The following is a 23,392-nucleotide window of genomic DNA, read 5'->3' as shown; positions in this document are numbered from 1 at the left end:
CTTGCGCTTTCGGCGGGAGTGAAGGCCGCCGGCCTTGCCGAGGTCAAGGGGTTTCTTCCAGCCGGAGGCAAGCCGCCGCGCAGGCCCTCTTGCGCATTCGCCTTGATTTGCAACGGTTTTGCGAAGGTCCAGCAGCGAAAGCTATCGGTGCATCACAAAATATCATGCGACGAGAGGCCCGTCAGGAGCGCGCCGGCGCGGGAAGCAGGGGATTGCGGGGATTGACGGCCTCGTTGGGCCCGAACTCCAGACGGGAGGTACCGACCCGGTCGATCAGCACGAGGCTGAGGACGGAACCGAGCAGGAAGAGGAGGAACAGCAGAAAAGGCCAGCGCATCAGGATCTCCGGGTTGGAACGCACAACACATCCACGGATAGCGGGCAGTCCGGGCCTCGTGCCTGGGCTGCCGCCGGGATCCATTCAGCGCAACAATGCGTCCTGCTGATGGCGGATCATCTTCCGGAGGATCAACGGAGGGTGGTGATGGTCACGGAACTCGCATGGCGGTCAAACGTTCCCGCCCTGTCTTTTGCGCGACACGAGACATCATCATCATCATCGAGCGGGCATCACTGGGGGGCTGACACGACATGACTTCGATTTTGTCCGAGGGCGAGAGCTGCTGGCGGGTGGCACGGGCCGACCGCTTCTCCGTCATCATCGACGCGGCCGACTTCTTCCGGCTGGCCAAGCAATCGATGCTGAAGGCGAAGCGGTCGATCTACATGATCGGCTGGGACTTCGACACGCGCATCCGCCTCGAGCCGGACAACGAGAACGCCCAGAAGCCCGACAAGCTCGGGCGCTTCCTCAACTCGCTGGCCAAGGACAACGCGGATCTCGACATCCGCATCCTGAAGTGGGACATCGGGCTGATCGCCTCGATCACCCGCGGCGAGACGCCCTTCTACCTGCTGCGCTGGATCTTCAACAAGCGCATTCACCTGAAGCTCGACGGCGCCCACCCCTCGCTGGCCGCGCACCACATGAAGCTGCTCGTCATCGACGACCAGGTGGCCTTCTGCGGCGGCATCGACATGACGATCTGCCGCTGGGATACCCGCGAGCACCTGGAATATCATCCTGCCCGCCGTTCGCCGCGCGGCAAGGAGGAGGCTCCCTGGCACGACGCCACCTCCTGCTGCTCGGGACCGGCGGCGGCGGCGCTTGCCGAGCTTGCCCGCAACCGCTGGCAGATGGCCACGGAGGAAAAGCTGGAGCCGCAGACGGTCGACAGCGACGCCTGGCCGGACGACCTTGCGGTTGAATACCGGGAGATCGACGTCGGCATTGCCCGCACGGCGCCGGAATACCAGGACCGCAAGCAGATCGCCGAGATCGAGACCGCGACGCTGGCGATCATCGCGGCGGCCAAGGAATCGCTCTACATCGAGAGCCAGTATTTCGCCTCGCGGCGGATCGCGCGCGCGATCGCCAAGCGCCTCGAGGAGCCGGACGGGCCGGAGATCGTGATCATCAACCCGGAGACGGCGGACGGCTGGCTGGAAGCGAAAACCATGGACTCGGCCCGCATCCGGATGATGAAGCTGGTGAGGGAGGCCGACCGGCACGACCGCTTCCGGATCTTCTATCCGGTCAACGAGGCGGAAACCTCGATCTATGTGCACGCCAAGCTGATGATTGCCGACGACCGCATCCTGAAGATCGGCTCGGCCAATCTCAACAACCGCTCGATGGGCTACGATACCGAATGCGACGTCATCATCGAGGCGGGCGAGGACCAGGCGGAGCTGCGCCAGAGCATCCTGCGCGAGCGCCAGGGGTTGCTGGCGGAGCATCTGGCGCGCACGCCGGAGGAGATCGAGGAAGCGCTGCGCGCCACGAACGGCTCGCTGATCGGCCTCATCGACCGGCTGAACCGCGACCACGGGCGGGGACTGCGGCCGATCGAGATGCGGGAGCTGACCGCCGACGAGGAAATGGTGGCCGAATCCGACGTCACCGATCCGGAGCGGCCGGCGGGCGTCGACTACAGCCCGTCCCACTTCCTGCGCAGGAAATTCCGCCGCAAGGCTGTCGTCTAGGCTGCCGATGCTGCCGCTCTAGGCGATCAGCGTCATCTTCGGTGCGGTATCGGCTGCGAGCTTGACCTGGTTGCGGCCCGACTTCTTGGCCTCATAGAGGGCTTCGTCGGCGGCAGCGACCAGCTCGTCGAAGGTTTCCCCATGCGCGATGAGCACGGCCACACCGCAGGAAACGGTCACATGCGGCAGCGGCACGCCGTCGATCATCACGCCCAGCTCCGAGATTGAGGCCCGCATGGCATCGAGACGCGTGGACGCGTCCGCCGCATCGGCTTCGCTCAACAGGATCAGGAACTCCTCTCCGCCGTAACGGAACAGCCAGTCGGTGGCGCGCAGGCTGGACTGGATGTGCTGGCTGACGGCGATCAGCGCCGCATCGCCGGCCTGGTGCCCATGCGTGTCGTTGTAGCGCTTGAAGTGGTCGATATCGAGCATGGCGATGCTGAGCGGCCGCTTGAACCGTTCCGCCCGTGCGAATTCCTTTTCGACGACGGCCTCGAGGTGACGGCGATTGTAGGCCTTCGTCATCGGGTCGCGGATCGACTGGTCGCGCAGGCTTTCGCGCAGGCGGATGTTGGAGAGCGTCAGGCCGACCTGGCGGGCCACCATTTCCGCGCGCCGGCGGATGTCCTCGTCCTTGTCCTGCCGGGCCGCGTCATCATGGACCAGGGTCAGCAGGCCAAGCGTTTCGCCATGCGCGCTGAGGGGGATGCACAGGGTGGCTTCGAACTTGCTATCGACGCAGAAATGCTCGCAGCACGGCGACACGTCGTCGGCCGAATGCATGTGGACCTGTCCGCGGCGCAAGCCCCAGCACTGCTGTGGCGCGAAATGCTGCGGCGCATCGCCGTCAGCTTCTCCCCAGGCGCTCAGGAGATCGAGACGGTTCCTGGACGGTGCCGTGGTGTAGATGGTGCCGGCGTGGCCGGGGAACATCTTCTGCAGGAAGGGGCCCATCACGGCCGAAATCTCCGCCATGTCCTCGCAGCTCTGCAGGAAGTTGCTGGCCTCGTTCAGCTGCGCGACCTCGTTGCGCTCGCGCACGAGGTTGTCCTGCCGTTCCTGGAGCTGGCCGGCCAGGACTTCGAGCTCCTCGGACGCCTGGATCTTGCGGTTCATCTCGCGCTTGGTGAGGTAATACAGGATGGCCAGAAGTGCGGCGATGGTGGCCACGAAGCCCGCAAGCGTGAAGAAGGCCGCCTGACGGGCGACGTCGGCCTCCTGCTGCCGTTCGGCCAGCGTGCTTTCCTCGTTGGTTTCCATGGCGCCGATCGTTTCGTGGAACTGACGGGCAATCCCCTCTCCACGGTTTCGGCGCACAAGCTCTGCCGCCTCGGTCGAGCTGCCCATGCTCTGGGCGTCAATCGTTTCCGCCATTTCGGCAAACTTCTGCGCGATCAGCTGGTCGATCTGCTCGACCTTGGCGAACTGCTGTTCGTCGTCGACCAGAAGCTCCCGGAGACGGTCCAACCGGCCCTGAACCCTGTTGGTGGCTCTGTAGTAGGGGTCGAGATAGCGGATGTTGGCGGTCAGGATATAGCCGCGCTGACCCGATTCCGCGCTCGCCATCTCGAAGGCGACCTGGGCAAGCTCGTCCTTCACGTCCAGCGAATGCTTGACCCGGTTCGCCGTCTCAACAAGGCTGGTCAAGCTGGCGTAGAGGACCGCGCTGTTGACAGCGAGAACCCCGCAGGCAACTGCGATGAGTAGACCACGTTTCCATTTGGCCAGCCGGTTCATGAATTTTCCTGAAATGCGAAAGTTCCAGCGTTACGCCACAATGCTTTCCAAGTCGTAAACATGGTCTTCGGACCGGCGAGCCCTAGGTCATGGCGGTGTGGAGGTGCTGGCCGCTGGATGCAGGCGATCAGCCTCCGGCCCTGTTTCCCGACCACAGGTCCCGGACGGGATCGGCCTGCTCCTCGCTTTCCGTCGGGTCGCGGAATTCCTTGAAGACCGCCCACATCACCTTGACCTCGCTTTGCAGGATGGCGGTGGGCCGGATGCCGCCGCTGGCGAAGTTGCGGTACTTCTCGCCATAGGCCTTCAGGAACACGGTCGCGGCATCGAGCATGGCCAGGGCCTTGGCGGCGCGGCGCTGCAGGTGATCATGATCGCGCTCCAGCGCCTCGCAGCGATCGAGCAGCAGACGGATATCGGATACGGCGACCACCGCGGTATCCGCACCGGCCGTCTGGACCTGGTCACGCAGGCGGGCGGCGGCATCTTGATGCGTGTTGCTCATGTGGATGTCTCCGGCAGACTGTTGCGAGCCCCCCGCCAGAGTCGCAGTGGCCCTGCCAGTTCCGGTTTGGACAGGGGACGGCGGCTCCGATGCTCTTCGGCAAGGCAAGGGACTCGATCAGTGACGTTTCTATGACACCTTGCCGCGTTCCGCCAGAAAATCCAGGAGCGCCCGCACGCGCGACGGCAGCGGGCCGCCCTGCCCGACGTAGATGGCGTAGAAGTCCTCCTCGTCGCCGGCGCTGAAGTCCTCAAGGATCGGCACCAGCCGACCGGCGCGGATGTCCTCGCGGATGACGAAGGCACCCATGCGGACGATGCCGACGCCGGCAAGCGCCAGCTGGCGCATACCCTCCCCGTCGTTGACCTGCACGGTGCCGGCGGGGGTGACCGCATGGGGTTCACCGTCGACGCGAAAGGCCCAGTCGCGCAGGCTGCGGGTATAGGCGAAGCGCAGGAGATTGTGGTGCGCCAGTTCGGAGGGATGCTGCGGCGTGCCAAAGCGCTCGAGATAGGCCGGCGATGCCGCCACGATCAGACGCGTCTGGCCGAGCTTGCGGGCCATCAGGCTGGAGCTCTTCAGGGGCCCGGTGCGGACGGCGACATCGGCGTGGTCGGCGAGCAGGTCGATGACGACGTCGGTCTGGGCGATATCGAGCGTGACGCCCGGATAGAGCGCCAGGAATTCCGGCAGCAGCGGGTTGAGGACATGGGCGCAGTAGACGGAACTGCTGTTGAAGCGGATGCGGCCGACCGCCTCCACCGCCGAGCCCGCGGCGCGCTCGGCATCCTCGATGCCGGCCAGCACCGCCGTGGAGCGTTCGAAGAACTCCCGCCCCTCCGGGGTCAGTTGCAGGTGGCGGGTCGAGCGGCTGATCAGCCGGGCGCCGAGGCGCTTTTCCAGCCGGCTGATGAGCTTGCTGACGGCGGAGGGCGTGAGCGACAGGCTGCGGGCGGCCGCCGAGAAGCCGCCGCTTTCGACGACGCGGACGAAGACTTCCATCTCGCCGGAGCGGTTGATGTCAATGCGCGCCATTCGTGAACTCGGTTCATAGATGCTGTTCCTCCCGACAATCTACATCACAGATGCACATGGGTCTATCTGTTCGGCAACACTCCAACCGAACGAGGAACCCTATGCCTCTCGCACTCTATGCCCTTACCGCCGGCGCCTTCGGCATCGGCGTCACCGAATTCGTCATCATGGGCCTGCTCCGGGAAGTCGGTGCCGACATGGGCGTCTCGATCGCCACCGCGGGCCTGCTTATCTCCGGCTATGCGCTCGGCGTCGTCTTCGGCGCCCCGACGCTGACGATCCTCACCGGCCGCTGGCCGCGCAAGACAGTGCTCGCCGGACTGATGCTGATCTTCATCGTCGGCAACATCATCTGCGCGCTGGCGCCCAGTTACGAGATCCTGATGGCGGCGCGTATCGTCACGGCGCTCGCGCACGGCACCTTCTTCGGCGTCGGCTCGGTCGTCGCGACGAAGCTCGTCGCGCCGGAGAAGCGCGCCTCGGCGATCGCCATCATGTTCACCGGGTTGACGGTCGCGACCGTGCTCGGCGTGCCCTTCGGCACCTGGCTCGGACAGCAGTTCGGCTGGCGCTCGACCTTCTGGGCGGTCTCGCTCGTCGGACTGGCGGCCTTTGCCGTCATTGCCGCGCTGCTGCCGAAGGACGAGGGCAAGCCCGAGGCCTCCGACTGGCGCCGGGACCTGAAGGCCATCTCCCGCCTGCCGGTGCTGCTCGGCCTGCTCACCACCGTGCTCGGCTATGCCGGCGTGTTCGGGGTCTTCACCTATATCGCGCCGCTCCTGACGCAGGTCGCCGGACTTTCGGATGCCGCCGTCTCGCCGATCCTGCTCGTCTTCGGACTGGGACTGATTGCCGGCAACCTGCTCGGCGGCAGGCTGGCCGACCGCAACCTGCGCCGGACCGTGCTGGTGACGCTGGCGCTCCTCGGCGTGACGCTGGCGCTGATGCCGGCGGCCTTCCTCAGCCCCGTGCTCACCGTGATCTTCGTCGGCCTGCTCGGCCTCACCGCCTTTGCGACCGTCGCGCCTCTGCAGATGTGGGTGCTCGGCAAGGCGGAGGGTGCCGGCGAACAGCTCGCCTCGAGCTTCAACATCGCCGCCTTCAACCTCGGCAATGCGCTCGGCGCCTGGGTCGGCGGACTGGCCATCGAGCATGGACCGGGGCTCGCCTTCATCCCCTATGTCTCCGCCCTCTTCCCCGTCGCGGCCATCATCATCGCGCTCGTCTCGATGCGGGGCGAACGGCGCAAGGCGCAGGCCACGGCCGCCATCGCCTGAGCGCCCTCACTCGGATCGCCTCGATAATTCCGGTTGAAGCGAGGCGGTTCGGCCCCATGTAGAGGGGGCCTTTCCTCCGGCTTCTAGCCGTGCATTTCCAAGGAGTTTTTCATGCATACTGTCAGCGCAAACGGCGCCCATATTCCAGCCCTCGGCTTCGGCACATTCCGCATGCCGGACGAGGACGTTCAGCGGGTTCTGCCGCAAGCCCTGAAGCTCGGCTTCCGGCATGTCGATACCGCCCAGATCTACAAGAACGAGGCGGCCGTCGGCGATGTGCTCAAGTCGTCCGGCGTCCCCCGCGACGAGATCTTCCTGACCACCAAGGTCTGGGTCGACCGGGTCGGCCACGACGCCTTCATCGCCTCCGTGGACGAGAGCCTTGCCAAGCTGAAGACGGACTACGTCGATCTCCTCCTGCTGCACTGGCCGCAGAGCGAAATGCCGCTGGCCGACCGCATGGGCGCGCTGAACGAACTGCGCGAGGCCGGCAAGGTTCGCGACATCGGCGTCTCGAACTTCTCCACGGCCCTGATGGCGGAGGCCGTCAGCCTGTCGGATGCGCCCGTCGTCACCAATCAGGTCGAATATCACCCCTATCTCGACCAGACCAAGGTGATCGAGGAGGCCCGCAAGACCGGCATGTCGGTGACCGCCTACTACCTGATGGCCGACGGCAAGGTGCCGCAGGACGAAGTGCTGAAGGATATCGGCGCCAAGCACGGCAAGTCGGCGGCGCAGGTGGCGCTGCGCTGGGCCGTGCAGCAGGACGACGTGATCGCGCTGTCGAAGACCGCGACCGAGAGCCGGCTCCAGGAAAACCTGCACATCTTCGACTTCGCGCTCAGCGAGGACGAGATGGCGGCGATCCACGCGCTCGCCCGTCCCGACGGCCGCATCGTCAACCCCGGGCATCTCGCCCCGAAGTGGGATTGAGACAACAAAAAAGCCGCCGGAGCGATCCGGCGGCTTTTTGCATGTGCTTCTGCGAAGAACTCAGACGAACTGGCTGAGGCCCGGGACCGAGGCGACGACCGTGTCGACGGTCTCGTCGCCGGCATGCTCGCGCGCAACCTTGATGGTTTCCTTGGCGAGACCGGTGATCTCGCCCATGCCGAGGCCGAGGCTCATCAGCTGCTGGCCGAGCGCCATGACGCCGCCACCGAAACTGGCCATCAGGCCACCGAGCAGGCCGCCGCCGCCCGCGCCCTCGCCGTTGAACTTGGCGACCAGCTCCGGCGCACCGGGGATCGATTCGATCATTCTGGCGACTGCGGCATCGTCAGCTTCGCGCTGCAGGAAGCCGAGCATCATGCCGACGGCCTTTTCAGCCGTGTCGGGGGCAATACCGACGTTGTCGGCGACGCGGGTCACGAGTTCGTTCATGAGATTCTCCTCAATGTTTTGACGTTGACGTCAAGGTAATACGGAACTTCCGGCGCCGTCCAGCGCCAAATGCGCAGATCCACGGGGAAGGATCAAGAGGAGGCCTTGCCGAGATGATCGGCCATATAGGCGCCGCGCTTGCCCATCGGCTCGTCCGGACCGGTGGTGGAATCCTGCGCCGTCTGATGCTCCAGCTCGGCGTTCAATTCGGCGCCGACGAGGACGATGACGACGGACACCCAGGTCCAGACCATGAAGCCGATCAGGGCGCCCAGCGTGCCGTAGGTGGCGTTGTAGTTGGCGAAATTGGAGAGGTAGTAGGAGACGGCGATGGAGGCAATCAGCCAGAAGACCGTGGCAAAGCCGGTGCCCCAGGTCAGCCAGCGCGCTTTTGCCGGCTCCCGGCTCGGGCCATAGCGGTAGAGGAGCGCTATTCCGCCCATCACGAATAACAGCATCAGCGGCCAGCGGAGGAGCCTGATGGCCGTTTCCGCAATGCCGCCGATCGACAGGAAGGAAAGGACCGCCGGAACGATCCCGACCGCCACCGTCAGGACGATGATGAGGATCAGGGTGCCAAGCGTGAACAGCAGCGAGACGCCGGTAAGCTTCAGGAAGCTGCGCTTCTCTTCCTCCTCATAGGCAACGTTCATGGCCTGGAAGAGCGCCTTGATGCCATTGTTGGAGCTCCACAACGCGATGCCGAGACCGGCGATCAGGCCGATGCTCAGCGTCGAGCCGTCCTGGGTGGCCAGCGATCGCAGCTGCTCGATAAAGATGTCGAGCGCCTCGCTGGGCATGACGGAGCTCAGGAACTGGATGCGTTCGGCGATCTGGTTTGGATTGGCGAAGAAGCCGTAGAGCGAGACCAGTGCCGAAATGGCGGGAAACAGGGCCAGCAGAAGATAGTAGGTGACGCCGGCGGCAACCAGCATGACGCGATCCTCGTTGATCGCCGCGTAAAGGCGCCAGAAGACGTCCTTCAGGCCGGTCTTCGGTATCTGGTTCGGCGTGGACGCGTCGCGCCCGCGCCCCGGTTCCTGCTGCTCTGCCCTGACTGCATCGTCCTTCACGTTCCTGCTCCCTTACCCGTCAAACGTCAGCGAGCACTGCCGCGACCGTTGCCCGGCCCTGCAGCGCCCTCTATAACCCTTGCGATCCTAACGCCGCGAGGGAGCGCCAGTTGCATGATGGACGAAGGAAAACTCTTTCTGGGCGGCAGCCGGAAGCCCGACGATTCCTTCAGCAAGCCCGAATATCTGCATCTCCCCTTCGCCAACCGCCACGGGCTGATCACCGGCGCAACCGGGACCGGCAAGACCGTGACGCTGCAGATCCTCGCCGAGAGCTTTTCCAGTGCCGGCGTTCCGGTCTTCTGCTCCGACATCAAGGGCGATCTTGCGGGGATCGCCGCACGCGGCGAGGAGAAGGATTTTCTTCTCAAGCGCGCCGAGCAGATCCAGTTTTCCGAGTATGACTTCGACGCCTTCCCGACGATCTTCCTCGACCTCTACGGCGAGAAGGGCCACCGCGTGCGCACCACCGTCGCGGAGATGGGGCCGCTGCTGCTCGCCCGGCTGATGGATGCGACCGACGCGCAGGAGGGCGTGCTCAACATCGCCTTCAAGATTGCCGACGAGGGGGGCATGGCGCTGCTCGACCTCAAGGACCTGCAGGCGCTGCTGAACTACGTGGGCGAGCATGCCAGCGAGATCTCCAGCCGCTACGGCTTCGTCTCCAAGGCCTCGGTCGGTTCGCTGCAGCGCGGCCTGCTGGTGCTGGAACAGCAGGGCGCGGCGCATTTCTTCGGCGAACCGGCGCTGGAGATTTCCGACCTGATGCGCACCACGCAGGACGGACGCGGCATGATCACCGTGCTTGCCGCCGACAGGCTGATGAACAATCCCCGGCTCTACGCGACCTTCCTGCTCTGGCTGCTGTCGGAGCTCTTCGAGGAGCTGCCGGAGGTGGGCGATCCGGAGAAGCCGAAGCTGGTGTTCTTCTTCGACGAGGCGCATCTGCTCTTCAACGAAGCGCCGAAGGTGCTGGTCGAGCGCGTCGAGCAGGTGGTGCGGCTGATCCGCTCGAAGGGCGTGGGCGTCTATTTCGTCACGCAGAACCCGCTCGACGTGCCCGAGACTGTGCTCGCCCAGCTCGGCAACCGGGTGCAGCATGCGCTGCGCGCCTATACGCCGCGCGAGCAGAAGGCGGTGAAGACGGCGGCGGAAACCTTCCGGGCCAACCCGGACTTCGACACCGGCGAGGCGATCACCGCGCTCGGCACCGGCGAGGCGCTGGTCTCGACGCTGGAGGGCAAAGGCGCGCCGTCGGTGGTGGAGCGGACGCTGATCCGCCCGCCGTCCTCGCGCATCGGGCCGATCAGTGATGCGGAACGGCAGCGGATCATCGAAGCGAGCCCGATCGCCGGCCGCTACGACCGCGACGTCGACCGGGAGTCGGCCTACGAGATCCTGATGGCGCGGGCGGCGAAGGCGACGGCTGCCAAGCAGGAGAGCGAGGAAGAGCCCGCCGACAGCGCCGCCGGCCGCTGGAGCCTGCCGGGCTTCGGCGACGAGCCGGAGGAGAAGCCGGCGCGCAGCCGCAGCGCCGGACGCTCCGGCTACCAGCGCGAGACGGTGGTGGAGGCGGCGATGAAGAGTGCGGCGCGCTCGGTCGCCAATTCGCTCGGCCGCGCCATCGTTCGGGGCATCCTCGGCAGCCTCAAGCGGTAAAGCCGGGGGCGCAAGGTCCCTCCCCGGCTCCGCGCCGCCACCAGAACTGTCTCAGCGCTTGCGGACGAATTCCGTGCGCAGAACCAGACCCTTGATGGCGTCGTGGCGGCAGTCGATCTCTTCCGGGTTTTCGGTCAGCCGGATCGAGCGGATGACGGTGCCCTGCTTCAGCGTCTGGCCGGCGCCCTTGACCTTGAGGTCCTTGATCAGGGTGACGCTGTCGCCGTCCTGGAGAAGCGTGCCGGAGGCGTCGCGGACTTCAAGGTTGGTCGCACCGGCGGCCGCTGCCATTTCGGAGGCCGGACGCCATTCGCCGGTGACCTCGTCGTAGATGTAATCGTCGTCGTCGGCTGCCATGTCGAATGCTCCTGAGGTGCGGGATACGCGGTGTCATTGTCGCGCTATAGCAGCCGTGCGATCCTGCGCAAGTTGTGAGGCTTCGCATCCGCGGGATGGGCCAGCCATCGCAAAGGAATTCAGTCGACGTTTGCAGGGAACGGGAGGGGCGGCGCGCCGTTGCCCCTCCCGGACCCCGCCGTTCCGCCTTCACCTCATCGCACACGAAAAGCAGACGCATGGACGCCTACATCATTATTCTGACGCTGCTCGGCGTGGTCATCCTGCTGACGGCCTGGCTGCCGATGGTGCTGCGCGAGCTGCCGATGTCGCTGCCGATCTTCTGCATCGTCATCGGAGCGCTGTTTTCCTGGTCGCCGGTGGCTCCCTTCGCGGTCAATCCGCTGGAAAACCGCTATCTGACGGAGCATCTGACCGAATTCGTGGTGATCGTGTCGCTGATGGGGGCCGGTCTCAAGCTGGACCGCCCATTCGGCCGGGTGAACTGGCGCACGGTATGGCGGCTCTTGGGCATCGCCATGCCGCTGACGATCGCGGCCATCGCCTTCCTTGGCGCCTGGATGCTCGCCCTGCCGCTCGCCTCGGCGGTGCTGCTCGGCGCCGTGCTGGCGCCGACCGACCCGGTGCTCGCCTCCGACATCCAGGTGGGGCCGCCGAAGACGGGCGAAGAGGACGAGGTGCGCTTTTCGCTGACGGCGGAAGCCGGGCTGAACGACGGATTGAGCTTTCCCTTCGTCTACCTCGCCATCGGGCTCGCGGCGGTGGCCGACCGCGGCTATGGCGATATTCTCTGGACGTGGTTTACCGTCGATGTGGTCTGGCGGCTGGTGGCCGGTCTCCTCGTCGGTTGGCTGACGGGCCGTGTTCTCGCCTACCTCACCTTCCGGCTGCCGCAGCGCGCCAGCCTGTCGCGGACCGGCGAAGGGCTGGTGGCGCTCGGCATCACCTGTCTCTGCTACGGCCTGACCGAACTCGTGCACGGCTATGGCTTCCTCGCCGTCTTTGTCGCCGCGATCACGCTCCGGTCGGTGGAACGCCAGCATTCCTATCACAAGAGCCTGCACGACTTTGCCGAACAGATCGAGCGGCTGCTGATGATGGTGCTGATCGTCTGCTTCGGCATGATCCTCGGCGACGGGCGCATCTTCGCGGCCATCAGCTGGGAAATCGTGCTGGTGGCGGTGATCTCGATCTTCCTGATCAGGCCGCTGTTCGGCTGGATCAGCCTGATCGGCCTGCCCAACCGAGCCAGCGAAAAGGCGGTGATCAGCTTCTTCGGGATCCGCGGCCTCGGCTCGTTCTATTACCTGGCCTTCGCCACAGGCCAGGTCAGCTTCGGCACCGAACCGACGCTCTGGATCACGGTCTTCCTGATCGTGCTGATGTCGATCGTGGTGCACGGCGTGGCGGCGACGCCGGTCATGCGACGCATGGACCGGAACCGGTGGAACACCGAACTGGCGGAGAAACGCTAGAGGCGGGCAACCCTCTAGTCGCCCTCGTCCGGAATATTGAGGATCTCGCCGCAGGCCTTGCAGTGGACGGCATCGGAATCATGCCGCTGCAGGCCGCAGCGCGGACAGGGGTAATGCACCTTGTTGGGGCGCACCACCGCCTGCGCCAGGCGCACAAAGAGCGAGATGCCGACGATCATGGTGACGACGGAGGTGAGCTTGCCGGCGGTGCCCGGCAGCGTGATGTCGCCGAAGCCGGTGGTGGTGATCGTCGCGACGGTGAAATAGAGCGCGTCGACGAAGCCCTCCTCACCCGGCCGGTTGTAGAAGAAACTGGTGTAGACGAAGCCGGTGGCGATGAAGAGGAAGACCAGGAGGTTGATGAGCGCGCGTACCACATCGAGCAGATGCGGGTAGCCGGCGCGGCGCAACCCCACCCGCAGCAGCGTGCTGTTGCCGACGGCCCAGAGCCGCATCGCCCGCAGGAAGGCAAAGTTGTAGAGCACGTCCGGGAAAAGCAGCGTCGCCAGGATGACGATGTCGATCCAGGTCATCGGCCGACGCAGCAGAACGCCCCAGGTCGGCGCGGCGACGATGCGGAGCAAAAGCTCGGCGCCGATCCAGACGGCGATCAGGTAATCGATGATCAGGTAGGAGGGGCCGGCCCGCAGGTAGGGGCCGAACAGGAAGAAGGCGAGGATGGCGAGATCGACAACGGCAAAAAACGCCTGCCAGCGCAGCGCCATGGCATCCTTACCCCGCTCGATGCGCTGCAGGGTGTTCCGGAAGAGATGGAATCGCGGGGCGGGGCCGGCGTCGGATCTTTGGAATATCATGCCCGCACCATAGCGGACGCAGGAGCGGCATCAAGCGTATCGGAACGCCGAATGTCGCACCGGCTCAATGGATTCCCATCGTCCCGTCGACGCCATCTTCTCCGAGGCTCTTCAGGATGGCGCTGCGGGCCCGGTTCACCCGGCTCTTGATCGTGCCGATCGGGCAGTCGCAGCGCGATGCCGCTTCCTCGTAGCTCTCGCCGCGCATCAGCACGGTCTCGAAGGCATCGCGGTAGTGTGCAGGCAAGGACACCAGTGCGCGATGAAACTCCTGGGCCCGGATGGACCACTCCTGGGGCGCATCGATGGCACGGTTGAGCGACGCGCAATCCTCTATGCCGACAAACTCGCGCTTGCCCTGGCCATAGCGGGTGCAGAAGGTGTTGCGCATGATGGTGAACATCCAGGACTTCAGACTGGTGCCAGGCCGGAACTTGTCCAGGTTGGCGAAGGCCCGCAACAGGGTCTCCTGCACCAGGTCGTCGATGTCGCTGGCATTGGGGTAAAACCGGCGTGCGAAACTGCGCAGCGCGGGAACCAGTGTAAGAACCTCCACCTGAAGGTGTTCGTGGACGACGTGTTCTGTCATGGTAAACTCCCGTATCTATGACTTGAATACGTGAGCATCGGGATCGTTCCGCGCAGGGCAAAATTTCTCCGATTTGCCCTTTCAGGCCGGATAGCGGAAGCCCGCCTCACGATCCGCCATCAGGCCTGCGAGTTCCGTCAGCTTGTTTGGATCCGTGAGACCGAAGCAGTAAAGGCGCAGAACGATCTTCGCCACCTGTTCCGGGTTGTGCTCACGGTGCAGGCCTTCATTGCCGATGGTCAGGGCGCGCACCGTCGCCTGCAGGACTTTAAGATCCTCGGCCAGGAGGATCTCCGGATAGAAGAAGTGTTGATCTGCGGACATGATCGTGCATCTCCTCCGACATTGCGGGACGGACGGCCCAGGATCGGGCGTCTCCCTTGGTCCACAAGGGTAGATGCATGGCATGAAAGTTCAACAACAAATGTTACTGCAGGGTCGTTTCCGTCGCGCCGAGAAGATGGTGGACGATGGCGTTGATCGCCTCCGGGTTCTCAGAGCAGGTGAAGCCGCCCCGGATGCTTCCGGTCCGGGACGTGGCAAAAAGTGCCGGCACATCAATGGCATCGAAAAGCTCAACGACATGGAACAGTGCCTTGGCGTCGTAGTCGACATCAATGATCGCGCCGTCCAGCTTCGCGTCGGCAAGGGCTGCCGCCAGATCGATGGCAGCAACCGGCCCCTGCAGATCAACGCCGACGTCGGCGAATGCCTGCAGGACAGCGGGCTTGAGGAAGGACGGCGGTCCCACCACCATCAGTCTGATCCTGCGCATCGTTACCTTTTCACTCGGTTCGTGCCCATGCGCGAAATACATGGGCTTGGTGGGGCATATCATAACGACAGCCGCATGAACCTAGTTTTAACGGAGATGGCAAGTTCAGCTGACGCAGATTTTACCTCCGCATCGAGACCAGACTGAAAAATGCCCCCTGCGGATCCGTGCAGTGCGCGATCCAGCTGCCACCGGGAACCTCCATCGGACCGTGGACGATCTTGCCGCCGGCAGCCGTCACCCGGGCGATCGCCGCGTCGAGCCCGTCGACGTTGAAGTAGTAGACCCAGCAGGGTACCGGGACACTCTCGGGACGTGCCATCATGCCGCCAATCGCCTTGCCGTGCTCGGCGAAGATCCGGTAGACGCCCATCGGGCCCATGTCGTGGTCGTGGTCCCTGGTCCAGCCGAAGGTCCCGGCATAGAAGTCGAAGGCTTCCTGCAGGTCATTGGCATAGAGTTCGTACCATCCGACGGTGCCGGGAGCGCCCTCGGGCGCCGTCGGCATGTCGTCCACAGGGAGCGGCGTCATGATGTTGATGACAGCGCCGTGCGGATCGGCAACGACGGCAAAGCGGCCGACGCCGGGAATATCCTCCGGCTGACGATGGATCATACCGCCGCCCGCCTCGAATGCCCGGGCCGTCCGGTCGACGTCGTCGACCGCCACATAGCCGCTCCAGTTCGGAGGCACGTGGCCGGCAAGCTCCGCCGGCAGGGTCATCATGCCGCCGATGCCGGGGCATTTGTCACCTTCGCCGATCTCGAACAGATGGTAGGTCATCCCTTCCATCGGCATCGGCTTGACCGACCAGCCGAGCACGGCGCTGTAAAAGCGCCCGGCCGCCTCCGTGTCGGAGGTCATCAGTTCGCACCAGATGAATTTGCCGTGAGTCTCGCTTGTGCTTTCCTTTGCAGTCTGCAGCATTCCGACCTCCTGTGTTGGGCCATGGACGAGGTTTAAGCGATCAGGGTCGCAAGGAATTTGATCTAGGACATGCGGGTGTAACGGGCTTCCATGAACTGGTTCCAGCTGCCATCGGCCTGCCGGGCACTGGAGGTGAAGATGCGGTGGTCGTCGTCGGCGAAGACGATCTGCTCGCGGTACTCCCCCGTCTTGCCCGGATCGGCAAAATCCGGCCCCGAGGTGTAGAGGCTGAGGGTGGTGCCATCGGCAGACACCTCGCCCTCGTAGACCCACATGTGGCTCATCATCGAGCCGATCCAGCTGCCGACGTATTTGCCTTTCGCTGGATCGAAGCCGAGCGTCAGGACGGTGGTCGCCGCGCCGCCGCCGGGCATGTTTCCAGTGCCCTCGGCGACGAACCAGATGCCGTGCAGAGACCGCACCACCTCGGTCCAGGGATCGTCGCCGGTCATGTCCTTGGCGGTCACCTCCCAGGTGCCGACCAGTTTCTGCAGGAAGCCGTGCTCTGCCTGCGGCTTGGGCATTTCCATCATCGTCGGCTCCTCCCTCAGTGGCAGCAGGCGGCTGCAAGTTTCGGGGCGTCCTCGTATTCGTCGTGGCGCTTGACGAAATGCATGGTGCTGTCCTCGTTGCGGCCAAGCGGCGCGCGGTCGAGGATCATCAGCGTGCCGATCAGTTCCTCCGAACCGCGGGCATAGGTGGAATAGGTATGGAAGACCTCCCCCTCCGCGTTGCGGCAAAAGGCGCTCAGGCCCGGCAGTTCGTCATGGGCATCGGCGCGGTCGATGGCGGTGAAGTTGTAGGCGACCTTCTCCTTCGCCAGGTCCTCCTTCGTGAAGGAGACGTGGTAGTCGAAGTTGAAATCGCTGCCGTGGGACGAGGCCCAGGGGAACGTCCAGCCCATGCGGCGCCTGTAGGCCTCGATCTTTGCCAGCGGCGCCTGCGACACCGCCATCAGCGTCACATCGTGGTGGTTGAGGTGCGCCAGCGTGCCGTCCAGATGGTCGGCGAGGAAGGAGCAGCCGACGCAGCCGGCATCCCAATCCGGACCGAACATGAAATGGTAGACCACCAGCTGGCTGCGCCCGGCAAAGAGATCGGACAGCGATTTCTGGCCCTCCTGAGTGTCGAAGCTGTAGTCCCTGTCCACCCTCACCCAGGGGAGCGCCTCCCGTTCGGCGCGATTCCTGTCGCGCAGGCGGGTTTCTTCCTTCTCCTTCAGGAGCAGTGCGCGGCGGGCTTCCAGCCACTCTTCGCGCGATACGACGGCATGCTGCATGACCTTTCCTCCAAAGCTCATTCGCTTGACAATTACGTTGATATCAACATATATGGCGCATGTCAAACACCGTGCTGATTCCCTTTTCCACAACCCTCCATGTGCGCGATACGTGCCTCTGCCTTCACGTGCAGCGGGCGGCACGGGCGCTGGCCCGCCGCTTCGACAATGCCCTCAAGCCACTCGGGCTGAACAACGGGCAGTTTTCCCTGATGATGGCGCTGAACCGGCCGGAGCCGGCACCGATGGGACCGGTCGCCCATGTGCTGGCGATGGACCGGACGACGCTGACGGCGGCCGTCAAGGTGCTGGAGCGGCGCGGGCTCGTCGAAACCCTGCCCGACCCGAAGGATGGGCGCAGCCGCCTGATGCGCCTGACGGAGGCCGGCACCGCCCTCCTCGCCGCCGCGCTGCCGATCTGGACGCGGGTCCACGGCGAGCTCGACGAGGAGATTGGTTCGGAGATGGCACCGCTGCGCAAGACGCTGGCGGAGATCCGGTAGCTTTCGTCACCGATCACATGCCGACCGGACCGTGGCTCCCGGCGCAGCTGATGGAGAAGATCGTTCGTGAGCGCGCTCGGCATCGCGTTCGTCACGACCCTGGCGCTCGCCCTGCTGATCGGATGGGGCTTCCAGAACTGGTCGCCGTAACGGTCGCCGCTTCGCCTACTATCAGGCTCCAACACGCAAAAAGCCCCGCCATCGCTGGCGGGGCTTCGTTCGCGCTAAAGCCGATTAGCGCGAGTAAGGCGAGCTGCAATAGGCCCGGACGCCCACGCGCGGAACATAGGTGTTGTCCCAAGCGCGATAGGTGCGATAGCGATCCGCGCACCACTGCACGTGGCGGCTCGATACGGCCTGGGGCCGGCCCTGCTGGTTGTTGATCGCGCCGCCGATGATGGCGCCTGCGCCGAAGGCTGCGAGCGGGTACCACCAGCCGTCGTTGTGGCGACGATAGCCGCGACGCTGCTCTCTCGAGCCCCTGTGGCCGCGATATTCGCCGCGACGATGGTCACGGCCCCGCTCGAACCGACGACGGTCGTCGCGATCATGGCCACGGTACTGTACCTGCTCGAAAGCAGCCGATACGGACGGTGCCTGGACGGACGGCATGACTACCGCGCCTGCGGGAAAGACGGAGGTCGCCAGCATCAGAACGCTCATGGCCCCGGCGGTGAGTGTCGTTCCAAATATCTTCATCGTGAAATTTCCTTTTCGCACATTGATACAAAAGCACAATTCAGTTTCGTCTAATGGACATGAACCTCGCCTTAACGGCGAACGTCTTTCGGGAATGGCTATCTGGCGTTGAAATTCGACGACCGGGGTGTCGTCAGCCGCAGCGCCATCGCGGGCGGCGTCACTGCGGACGGTTGCGGAGCAGCGCAACAAAAAAAGGGAGCGGCGAGCCGCTCCCTTTGCGTCTTTGTCGTCGGATGATCAGGCGACGGAGACCGGAACTTCCGTCGAGGTGCGCATGGCGTGGCTGTAGGGGCAGACGATATGCGCCTTGGCGACCAGATCTTCCGCCTGGGCCTTGTCCATGCCCGGGATGCTGACCGAGAGGGAGACCTCGATGCCGAAGCCGGTGCCATCGTCGCGCGGACCGATGCCGACGGTGGCGGTCACCTTGGCGTCGTCGGGGATCTTCACCTTTTCCTTGCCGGCGACGTTCTTCAGCGCGCCGAGGAAGCAGGCGGAATAGCCCGCCGCGAAGAGCTGTTCGGGATTGGTGCCGGTGGCGCCGTCGCCGCCCATTTCCTTGGGCACCGTCAGCGTCACGTCGAGGACACCGTTTTCGGAAACGGCGTGGCCGGAACGGCCGCCGGTGGCGGATGCCTTGGTCGTGTAGATAATAGCCATGTGGAAACTCCTCGGGTTGAATGATGCCTATTTCAATAGCGCGCAATTTAATTTTACGCAACAGCATTGCGCATTGTTCTTGAGGTCGGCATCGGAGATAATAGGGGAGATAGGCCACAAGCGGATAATGTAAGGGACCGAGATGCAGAAAAGGCAGACCGAGAGCGGAAACAGGAAGGCGCCTCCCCGGCTGGAGACGCAGCTCTGCTTTGCCATCTACGGCGCGGCGCATGCCTTCAATCGCGCCTACAAGCCGCTGCTCGAGCCGCTGGGGCTCACCTATCCGCAGTATCTGGTGATGCTGGCGCTGTGGGAGGAGGACGGCCAGGCCGTCAAGGCGATCGGGGAGCGGCTCGGGCTTGATTCCGGCACGCTCTCCCCTCTCCTCAAGCGCCTCGAGCAGGCCGGACTGGTAAAGCGCCTGCGCGACAGCCGCGACGAGCGGCAGGTGCGGATCCTGCTGACGGAGAGAGGCGATGCTCTGCGGCACGATGCGACCGGTATCATGCCGGCGATCGGTTCGGCCACCGGGTGCAGCCTCGAGGAGGCGGAGGCGCTGCGTGACGGACTGGTGGCGCTGCGGACGCGGCTCAACCTCAGAGGAGACTAAGGGCAGCGATGACCTGCGGGCCTTATTGCGGCCGGGCGCAGCGGTCAGCCGTGCTCCAGATCGGCAACGATCTTCTCTATCCACACCCGATGACGATCGGCGATCGCTGGATGGGCGTCGTGCTCCGCAGCGATGACGATCAGCGCCTTCCACAAGCACCAGCCGCGCGCCCGTCGCCAGTGTCGGCGTCAAGCCCGACACGGTTGCGAAATGCCTCACGGGCCGGCTGGTCGAGCAGCGTCCAGGCGATGGCGAGATCGCAGGCCGGATCGCCGGTGCCGCAGGTACCGAAATCGATGACGGCGGAGAGCTTGCCATTCTGCACCAGCAGATTGCCTTGCGTGACGTCGCCATGCACCCAGACAGGCGCATCCGTCCAACGTGATCCCAGAGCCGCATCCCAGATGGAGGTGATCCGCATAACGTCGATTTCGTCGGACAGGATTTCGATCGCGTCGCGTGTCTCTGCGTCATAGACCTGAAGATCGCCGCCACGATGGAAGTTGTGGAGCCCGGCGACCGGACCGTCTGCTGCGTCGATGGCGCGAAGGGCGTTGAGAAGATCCGCCAGATCCAAGGCAAAACCGGTGAGGTCGGCAATTCTAGACGGTTTTGCCGTCTCACCCTCGATCCAGCTGTAGACGGACCAGGGCCATGGATAGCCCTCGCCCGGCTGTCCGAGCCCGAGCGGCGTGGGAACAGGGAGAGGAAGCTGAGGCGCCAGCACCGGCAGCCAGCGCACTTCCTTTTCCACCTGCGCCACATAGCGTTCTGCGCTGGGCAGCCGAACGGACATGGCCGTCCCAAGATGGAACGTCAGGTTGTTCCAACCGCCTTCCGCAACCGCCTGTACCGGCAGCCCGGCCCATTGCGGAAACTGCGCGGCGACCAGGCGCTGCACAACAGCAGCATCGAGTTTTATTCTGGTATCCACCTAAACGAAATCCCTGCAAACGGAGCGCGTTCGCAGGGATTACCAATCGCAGATGACAGAATTACTGCCAGACGACGATGCGGGCCTTTTCCGGCACGCGTTCGTAGAGGTCGATGACGTCCTGGTTCATCAGCCGGACGCAGCCGGAGGAGACGGCCTTGCCGATGGAGCTCCATTCCGGCGAGCCGTGCAGGCGGTAGAGCGTGTCCTCGCCGCCCTGGAAGATGTAGAGCGCGCGGGCGCCGAGCGGGTTGTCGAGGCCCGGCGGCTGGCCGCCGTTGTCGGCGGAATATTTGGCCAGCTGCGGCTGGCGGGCGATCATTTCCGCCGGCGGCGTCCATGTCGGCCATTTCCGGCGCCACTGGATGACACCCTCGCCTTCCCAGGAAAAGCCTTCGCGGCCGATGCCGACGCCGTAGCGCATCGCGGTTCCACCGGGCTCGACGAGGTAGAGGAAGCGCGAGGCGGTATCGACGACCACGGTGCCCGGGCGTTCACCGGTCGGATCGACGACCTGCTGGCGATAGTAGCGCGGGTTGATCTGCCAGTAGGGAACGGCCGGGATGACGAAGCCGCCATCGACGACCGAGCCGTACATCGCGTCGAGTTCTGGCGAGCGACCGGCGCGAAGCTGCTGCTGCGGAGGCGGCGCGAAAGCGACCGGCGTGGCCGAGAATGGACGCGGGCTGCTGGAGGCGCAACCGGCCAGTGTCGAGGCTGCACCCGCCGCAAGAAGCGAGAGAACGCCCCGGCGGGAATAGGAAGTATTGCTGTTCATGTTCGGAAGACCGCCGATTTCTTGGTTCTTGACTAAGCCCATCAACGACACTCCCGGTGTGAAGGTTCCACCCGGGCGTGCGCGCGTTGCAGCTATCGTTTACGCTTCCCTGCGGCCACGGCAACGATTTTTAAAGGCACGTTCGCGTGAGCGGACACCCGCGTTTCAAAAAATCAGAGGACGACGATCGGCGTCGACGCAGGAACGCGGTCGAAAAGGTCGATGACATCCTGGTTCAGCATCCGCACGCAGCCCGACGAGGTGGCCTTTCCGACCGATTGCCAGTCCGGCGTCCCGTGGACGCGGTAGAGCGTGTCCTTGCCGTCCTGGAAGATATAGAGCGCGCGGGCGCCAAGCGGGTTGTTCAGCCCCGGATTGGCGCCGCCCTCGGAGGCTGCGAACTGGCGTAGCTCCGGCTGGCGCTCGACCATTTCGCCGGGCGGCGTCCAGCGCGGCCATTTCGCCTTCCACTGGATGGTGCCGCGGCCGGACCAGGAAAAGCCGTCCTTGCCGAGCCCGACGCCGTAGCGGATCGCCTTGCCGCCGGGCTGCACGAGATAGAGAAAATGCTGGCGCGGATCGACGACGATCGTGCCCGGCGCCTCCGTGGTCTGGTAGGAAACCTCCTGACGCAGGAAGCGCGGATCGATGCGCGAATAGGGAATGGCCGGCAGCGTGTGGCCCCCGTCGCGCAGGACGCCGTACATCGCACGGTGGACGGGATTGGAGATCGGCAGGCCATAGGTCTGGCGGTAGGTCTGGTGGAAATCCGTCGGATAGAGCTGGCGCCGCTGCGGAATGGCGCCCGGCATCGGCGGCGGATTGTTGGTCGGCGGATCGGCATAGGGCGGCACATTGAAGACCGGCGCCGTCTCCTGCACGAAGACATCCGGGTTCATGCGGCTCGTGTCGGTGACCAGGATGCAGCCGCCGAGCGAAAGCATGGCGGCTGTGGCGCTGACCAGCGACAGGGATTTGCGCAGAGACTGAGGCAAGAACGACATGGCGACCCGATTCCGGCAGATGATACCGCGAGCACCATGCAGGTTGCGGCTGGCGTGAAGCTGGCGTCGCGGCAGGATCAGCGTGCAGGAGGACGGTTTTCTGCCGTCCTGCGGCTGGCACGCGCCCGCCGCGGGATTGGGGTGATCGCGGCGGCAGGTGCCGCAGCCGGTTCTCCGATCAATGGCACGGCTCCGCATCCGGCGATGATCGGTCGCAACTAGATATTACGGGTGATTTCTTGGGGACGCATTGGTTTCTGTTCGGTAAAGATTCCTAGGCTAGATCTGGATGACGGAGGCAGGTCCTGCGGCGGAAACGCGCGTGGCCTGTCGTCGAGCCCTCACTCGCGCAACTGGATCCCCATTCATGTCACGTCCAAAGGTAAAAACAGCTCTCGCCGGCATCCTGATAGTGCTCGGTGCCGCATTCGCCCTCTTCGGCGCCTTCGCCGTCAATCGGCTCGGCGCGATCGAGCACCACCTGATCGAGATCGCGACGGAAGCGATGCCGAGCGTGGTGACCATGAAGGACATGGAAGTACAGGTCGAAAAGATCCGCAATTCCTTCCGCAGCCACATCCTGCGCGCCGACGCCGAAGGCAAGGCAAGCGCGGAGAAGGCCGTCGACGCCGCCTATGCCGTTTTCGGAGAAGACCTTCGCAAGGCGAGAACCTTCTCCCCACCACCCGAAGAAGCCGCAGCGCTGAACGCCGTAGAGGAGGCGATGAAGACTTATGTCGGGTTTGCTCCCCGTGTCTTCGAACTCTCCAATGCCGCAGACGTGCAGGGTGCCAACGAAATCCTCAGGACCGATATGGTCAAGTCGGCCGATGCCGCCACGGTCGCGCTCGCAAAACTGGTCGAAATCAGCATGTCGCATGCAGAAGAAGCGTACCAGAGTGCCCAGGCCGCCTATTCCACGACCTTGACCGTGACCTTTACCGTCATCGGGATCGTGGCAATCGCCATTGCCGGCGCCATCTGGTTCGCCATCACCGGCATCGCCAAGCCGATCCAGACGATCACCCACTCGATGAACAAGCTGGCGGCCGGCGACGCCGCGACTGCCATCCCCTATGCCGGCCGCGCCGACGAGATCGGCGAAATGGCCGCCGCCGTGGAAGTCTTCCGCAACAACGCGCTGGAAAGCCGCCGGCTCGAGGACGAGGCTGGCCGCTTGCGCAACCAGACCGAAGAGCAGCGCCGGCAGACCGCCGAGCAGGATCGCAAACGCGCCGAAGCCATGGCGCAGGCGACCAGCG

At 64.6% G+C, this 23,392-nt stretch carries 27 protein-coding genes and 1 pseudogene; 9 read left to right on the top strand and 19 right to left on the bottom strand.

Annotated features, from left to right (window positions below):
- Positions 1-181 precede the first annotated feature (181 nt).
- On the bottom strand, positions 182-337 hold the full coding sequence (locus EO99_RS27415) for a hypothetical protein (protein ID WP_156034774.1): 156 nt from the start codon (positions 335-337) through the stop codon (positions 182-184).
- Between the two features lie 254 nt (positions 338-591).
- On the opposite strand from EO99_RS27415, the gene EO99_RS0113385 reads away from it, so the two are divergent.
- Entirely contained in the window at positions 592-2,046 is a 1,455-nt protein-coding gene (locus EO99_RS0113385) for a phospholipase D-like domain-containing protein (RefSeq protein ID WP_029619146.1), read from the top strand.
- Between the two features lie 18 nt (positions 2,047-2,064).
- Here EO99_RS0113385 and EO99_RS0113380 read toward each other — a convergent pair whose 3' ends face one another.
- From EO99_RS0113380 to EO99_RS0113370, 3 genes are all read right to left on the bottom strand, one after another.
- Positions 2,065-3,786 carry a diguanylate cyclase gene (locus EO99_RS0113380; protein ID WP_029619145.1) on the bottom strand — a complete coding sequence of 574 codons (1,722 nt, stop codon included), beginning with the start codon at positions 3,784-3,786 and terminating at the stop codon, positions 2,065-2,067.
- Positions 3,787-3,913: 127 nt separating this feature from the next.
- A complete protein-coding gene (locus EO99_RS0113375; RefSeq protein ID WP_029619144.1) occupies positions 3,914-4,291 on the bottom strand; it encodes a hypothetical protein in 378 nt (125 codons plus the stop codon).
- A gap of 129 nt (positions 4,292-4,420) precedes the next feature.
- Positions 4,421-5,326: a LysR family transcriptional regulator gene (locus EO99_RS0113370; RefSeq protein ID WP_029619143.1), complete on the bottom strand. Its 906-nt coding sequence runs from the start codon at positions 5,324-5,326 to the stop codon at positions 4,421-4,423.
- Between the two features lie 101 nt (positions 5,327-5,427).
- Here EO99_RS0113370 and EO99_RS0113365 point away from each other — a divergent pair, with 101 nt between their 5' ends.
- Complete coding sequence (locus EO99_RS0113365; RefSeq protein WP_029619142.1) at positions 5,428-6,603, top strand: MFS transporter; 1,176 nt, start codon at positions 5,428-5,430, stop codon at positions 6,601-6,603.
- A 111-nt stretch (positions 6,604-6,714) separates the two neighbouring features.
- Positions 6,715-7,539: an aldo/keto reductase gene (locus EO99_RS0113360; protein WP_029619141.1), complete on the top strand. Its 825-nt coding sequence runs from the start codon at positions 6,715-6,717 to the stop codon at positions 7,537-7,539.
- Between the two features lie 60 nt (positions 7,540-7,599).
- Here the strand turns inward: EO99_RS0113360 and EO99_RS0113355 are convergent, their stop codons facing one another.
- Both EO99_RS0113355 and EO99_RS0113350 read right to left on the bottom strand, forming a co-directional pair.
- The gene (locus EO99_RS0113355; protein ID WP_029619140.1) at positions 7,600-7,989 is read right to left on the bottom strand and encodes a hypothetical protein; all 390 of its coding nucleotides are present in this window, start codon (positions 7,987-7,989) and stop codon (positions 7,600-7,602) included.
- A 92-nt stretch (positions 7,990-8,081) separates the two neighbouring features.
- Positions 8,082-9,062, bottom strand: coding sequence for a YihY/virulence factor BrkB family protein (locus tag EO99_RS0113350; RefSeq protein ID WP_029619139.1), 981 nt, complete (start codon positions 9,060-9,062; stop codon positions 8,082-8,084).
- A gap of 114 nt (positions 9,063-9,176) precedes the next feature.
- Between EO99_RS0113350 and EO99_RS0113345 the strand changes: the two genes are divergently transcribed.
- On the top strand, positions 9,177-10,721 hold the full coding sequence (locus EO99_RS0113345) for a helicase HerA-like C-terminal domain-containing protein (protein ID WP_029619138.1): 1,545 nt from the start codon (positions 9,177-9,179) through the stop codon (positions 10,719-10,721).
- A 51-nt stretch (positions 10,722-10,772) separates the two neighbouring features.
- On the opposite strand, the gene EO99_RS0113340 is transcribed toward EO99_RS0113345, so the two are convergent.
- A complete protein-coding gene (locus tag EO99_RS0113340) occupies positions 10,773-11,078 on the bottom strand; it encodes an alkylphosphonate utilization protein (RefSeq protein WP_029619137.1) in 306 nt (101 codons plus the stop codon).
- A 218-nt stretch (positions 11,079-11,296) separates the two neighbouring features.
- On the opposite strand from EO99_RS0113340, the gene EO99_RS0113335 reads away from it, so the two are divergent.
- A complete protein-coding gene (locus tag EO99_RS0113335) occupies positions 11,297-12,553 on the top strand; it encodes a cation:proton antiporter (RefSeq protein WP_029619136.1) in 1,257 nt (418 codons plus the stop codon).
- A gap of 14 nt (positions 12,554-12,567) precedes the next feature.
- Here the strand turns inward: EO99_RS0113335 and EO99_RS0113330 are convergent, their stop codons facing one another.
- The 7 genes from EO99_RS0113330 to EO99_RS0113300 form a co-directional block, all read right to left on the bottom strand.
- The gene (locus EO99_RS0113330; RefSeq protein WP_029619135.1) at positions 12,568-13,368 is read right to left on the bottom strand and encodes a potassium channel family protein; all 801 of its coding nucleotides are present in this window, start codon (positions 13,366-13,368) and stop codon (positions 12,568-12,570) included.
- A gap of 64 nt (positions 13,369-13,432) precedes the next feature.
- Positions 13,433-13,957: a sigma-70 family RNA polymerase sigma factor gene (locus EO99_RS0113325; protein ID WP_029619134.1), complete on the bottom strand. Its 525-nt coding sequence runs from the start codon at positions 13,955-13,957 to the stop codon at positions 13,433-13,435.
- 81 nt (positions 13,958-14,038) lie between these two features.
- Positions 14,039-14,281: a hypothetical protein gene (locus EO99_RS0113320; protein ID WP_029619133.1), complete on the bottom strand. Its 243-nt coding sequence runs from the start codon at positions 14,279-14,281 to the stop codon at positions 14,039-14,041.
- Positions 14,282-14,384: 103 nt separating this feature from the next.
- Positions 14,385-14,732, bottom strand: coding sequence for a hypothetical protein (locus tag EO99_RS0113315; RefSeq protein ID WP_156034772.1), 348 nt, complete (start codon positions 14,730-14,732; stop codon positions 14,385-14,387).
- Between the two features lie 121 nt (positions 14,733-14,853).
- Positions 14,854-15,660 (bottom strand): VOC family protein, encoded by an 807-nt coding sequence (locus EO99_RS0113310; RefSeq protein ID WP_029619131.1) that lies wholly within the window; start codon positions 15,658-15,660, stop codon positions 14,854-14,856.
- 62 nt (positions 15,661-15,722) lie between these two features.
- Positions 15,723-16,190 carry a DUF1579 domain-containing protein gene (locus EO99_RS0113305; protein ID WP_029619130.1) on the bottom strand — a complete coding sequence of 156 codons (468 nt, stop codon included), beginning with the start codon at positions 16,188-16,190 and terminating at the stop codon, positions 15,723-15,725.
- A 17-nt stretch (positions 16,191-16,207) separates the two neighbouring features.
- Positions 16,208-16,939, bottom strand: a complete 732-nt coding sequence (locus EO99_RS0113300) for a DUF899 domain-containing protein (protein WP_029619129.1) — start codon at positions 16,937-16,939, stop codon at positions 16,208-16,210.
- Positions 16,940-16,998: 59 nt separating this feature from the next.
- Here EO99_RS0113300 and EO99_RS0113295 point away from each other — a divergent pair, with 59 nt between their 5' ends.
- A complete protein-coding gene (locus EO99_RS0113295; RefSeq protein ID WP_029619128.1) occupies positions 16,999-17,442 on the top strand; it encodes a MarR family winged helix-turn-helix transcriptional regulator in 444 nt (147 codons plus the stop codon).
- Between the two features lie 234 nt (positions 17,443-17,676).
- Here the strand turns inward: EO99_RS0113295 and EO99_RS0113285 are convergent, their stop codons facing one another.
- Positions 17,677-18,141, bottom strand: coding sequence for a BA14K family protein (locus tag EO99_RS0113285; RefSeq protein ID WP_029619127.1), 465 nt, complete (start codon positions 18,139-18,141; stop codon positions 17,677-17,679).
- Between the two features lie 240 nt (positions 18,142-18,381).
- Positions 18,382-18,804, bottom strand: a complete 423-nt coding sequence (locus EO99_RS0113280; RefSeq protein WP_029619126.1) for an organic hydroperoxide resistance protein — start codon at positions 18,802-18,804, stop codon at positions 18,382-18,384.
- Positions 18,805-18,946: 142 nt separating this feature from the next.
- On the opposite strand from EO99_RS0113280, the gene EO99_RS0113270 reads away from it, so the two are divergent.
- The gene (locus tag EO99_RS0113270; RefSeq protein ID WP_029619125.1) at positions 18,947-19,414 is read left to right on the top strand and encodes a MarR family winged helix-turn-helix transcriptional regulator; all 468 of its coding nucleotides are present in this window, start codon (positions 18,947-18,949) and stop codon (positions 19,412-19,414) included.
- A 44-nt stretch (positions 19,415-19,458) separates the two neighbouring features.
- Here EO99_RS0113270 and EO99_RS25710 read toward each other — a convergent pair.
- The 3 genes and pseudogenes from EO99_RS25710 to EO99_RS0113255 all read right to left on the bottom strand — a co-directional run bounded on the left by EO99_RS25710 (position 19,459) and on the right by EO99_RS0113255 (position 22,070).
- Positions 19,459-20,348 (bottom strand): annotated as a pseudogene (locus EO99_RS25710) (aminoglycoside phosphotransferase family protein).
- A gap of 61 nt (positions 20,349-20,409) precedes the next feature.
- Positions 20,410-21,126, bottom strand: coding sequence for a L,D-transpeptidase (locus EO99_RS0113260; protein WP_029619124.1), 717 nt, complete (start codon positions 21,124-21,126; stop codon positions 20,410-20,412).
- A 173-nt stretch (positions 21,127-21,299) separates the two neighbouring features.
- The gene (locus tag EO99_RS0113255) at positions 21,300-22,070 is read right to left on the bottom strand and encodes a L,D-transpeptidase (RefSeq protein WP_404820876.1); all 771 of its coding nucleotides are present in this window, start codon (positions 22,068-22,070) and stop codon (positions 21,300-21,302) included.
- Positions 22,071-22,166: 96 nt separating this feature from the next.
- On the opposite strand from EO99_RS0113255, the gene EO99_RS0113250 reads away from it, so the two are divergent.
- Positions 22,167-22,352 (top strand): hypothetical protein, encoded by a 186-nt coding sequence (locus EO99_RS0113250; RefSeq protein WP_029619122.1) that lies wholly within the window; start codon positions 22,167-22,169, stop codon positions 22,350-22,352.
- A gap of 145 nt (positions 22,353-22,497) precedes the next feature.
- On the top strand, positions 22,498-23,392 hold an 895-nt coding region (locus EO99_RS0113245; RefSeq protein ID WP_029619121.1), incomplete at its 3' end, for an MCP four helix bundle domain-containing protein.

Source organism: Pseudorhizobium marinum, from assembly GCF_000705355.1.
In the GTDB taxonomy this organism is placed as follows: domain Bacteria; phylum Pseudomonadota; class Alphaproteobacteria; order Rhizobiales; family Rhizobiaceae; genus Neorhizobium; species Neorhizobium pelagicum.
Note: the sequence above shows the minus strand (reverse complement) of the source record. Positions and strands in the feature narration are given on the sequence as shown.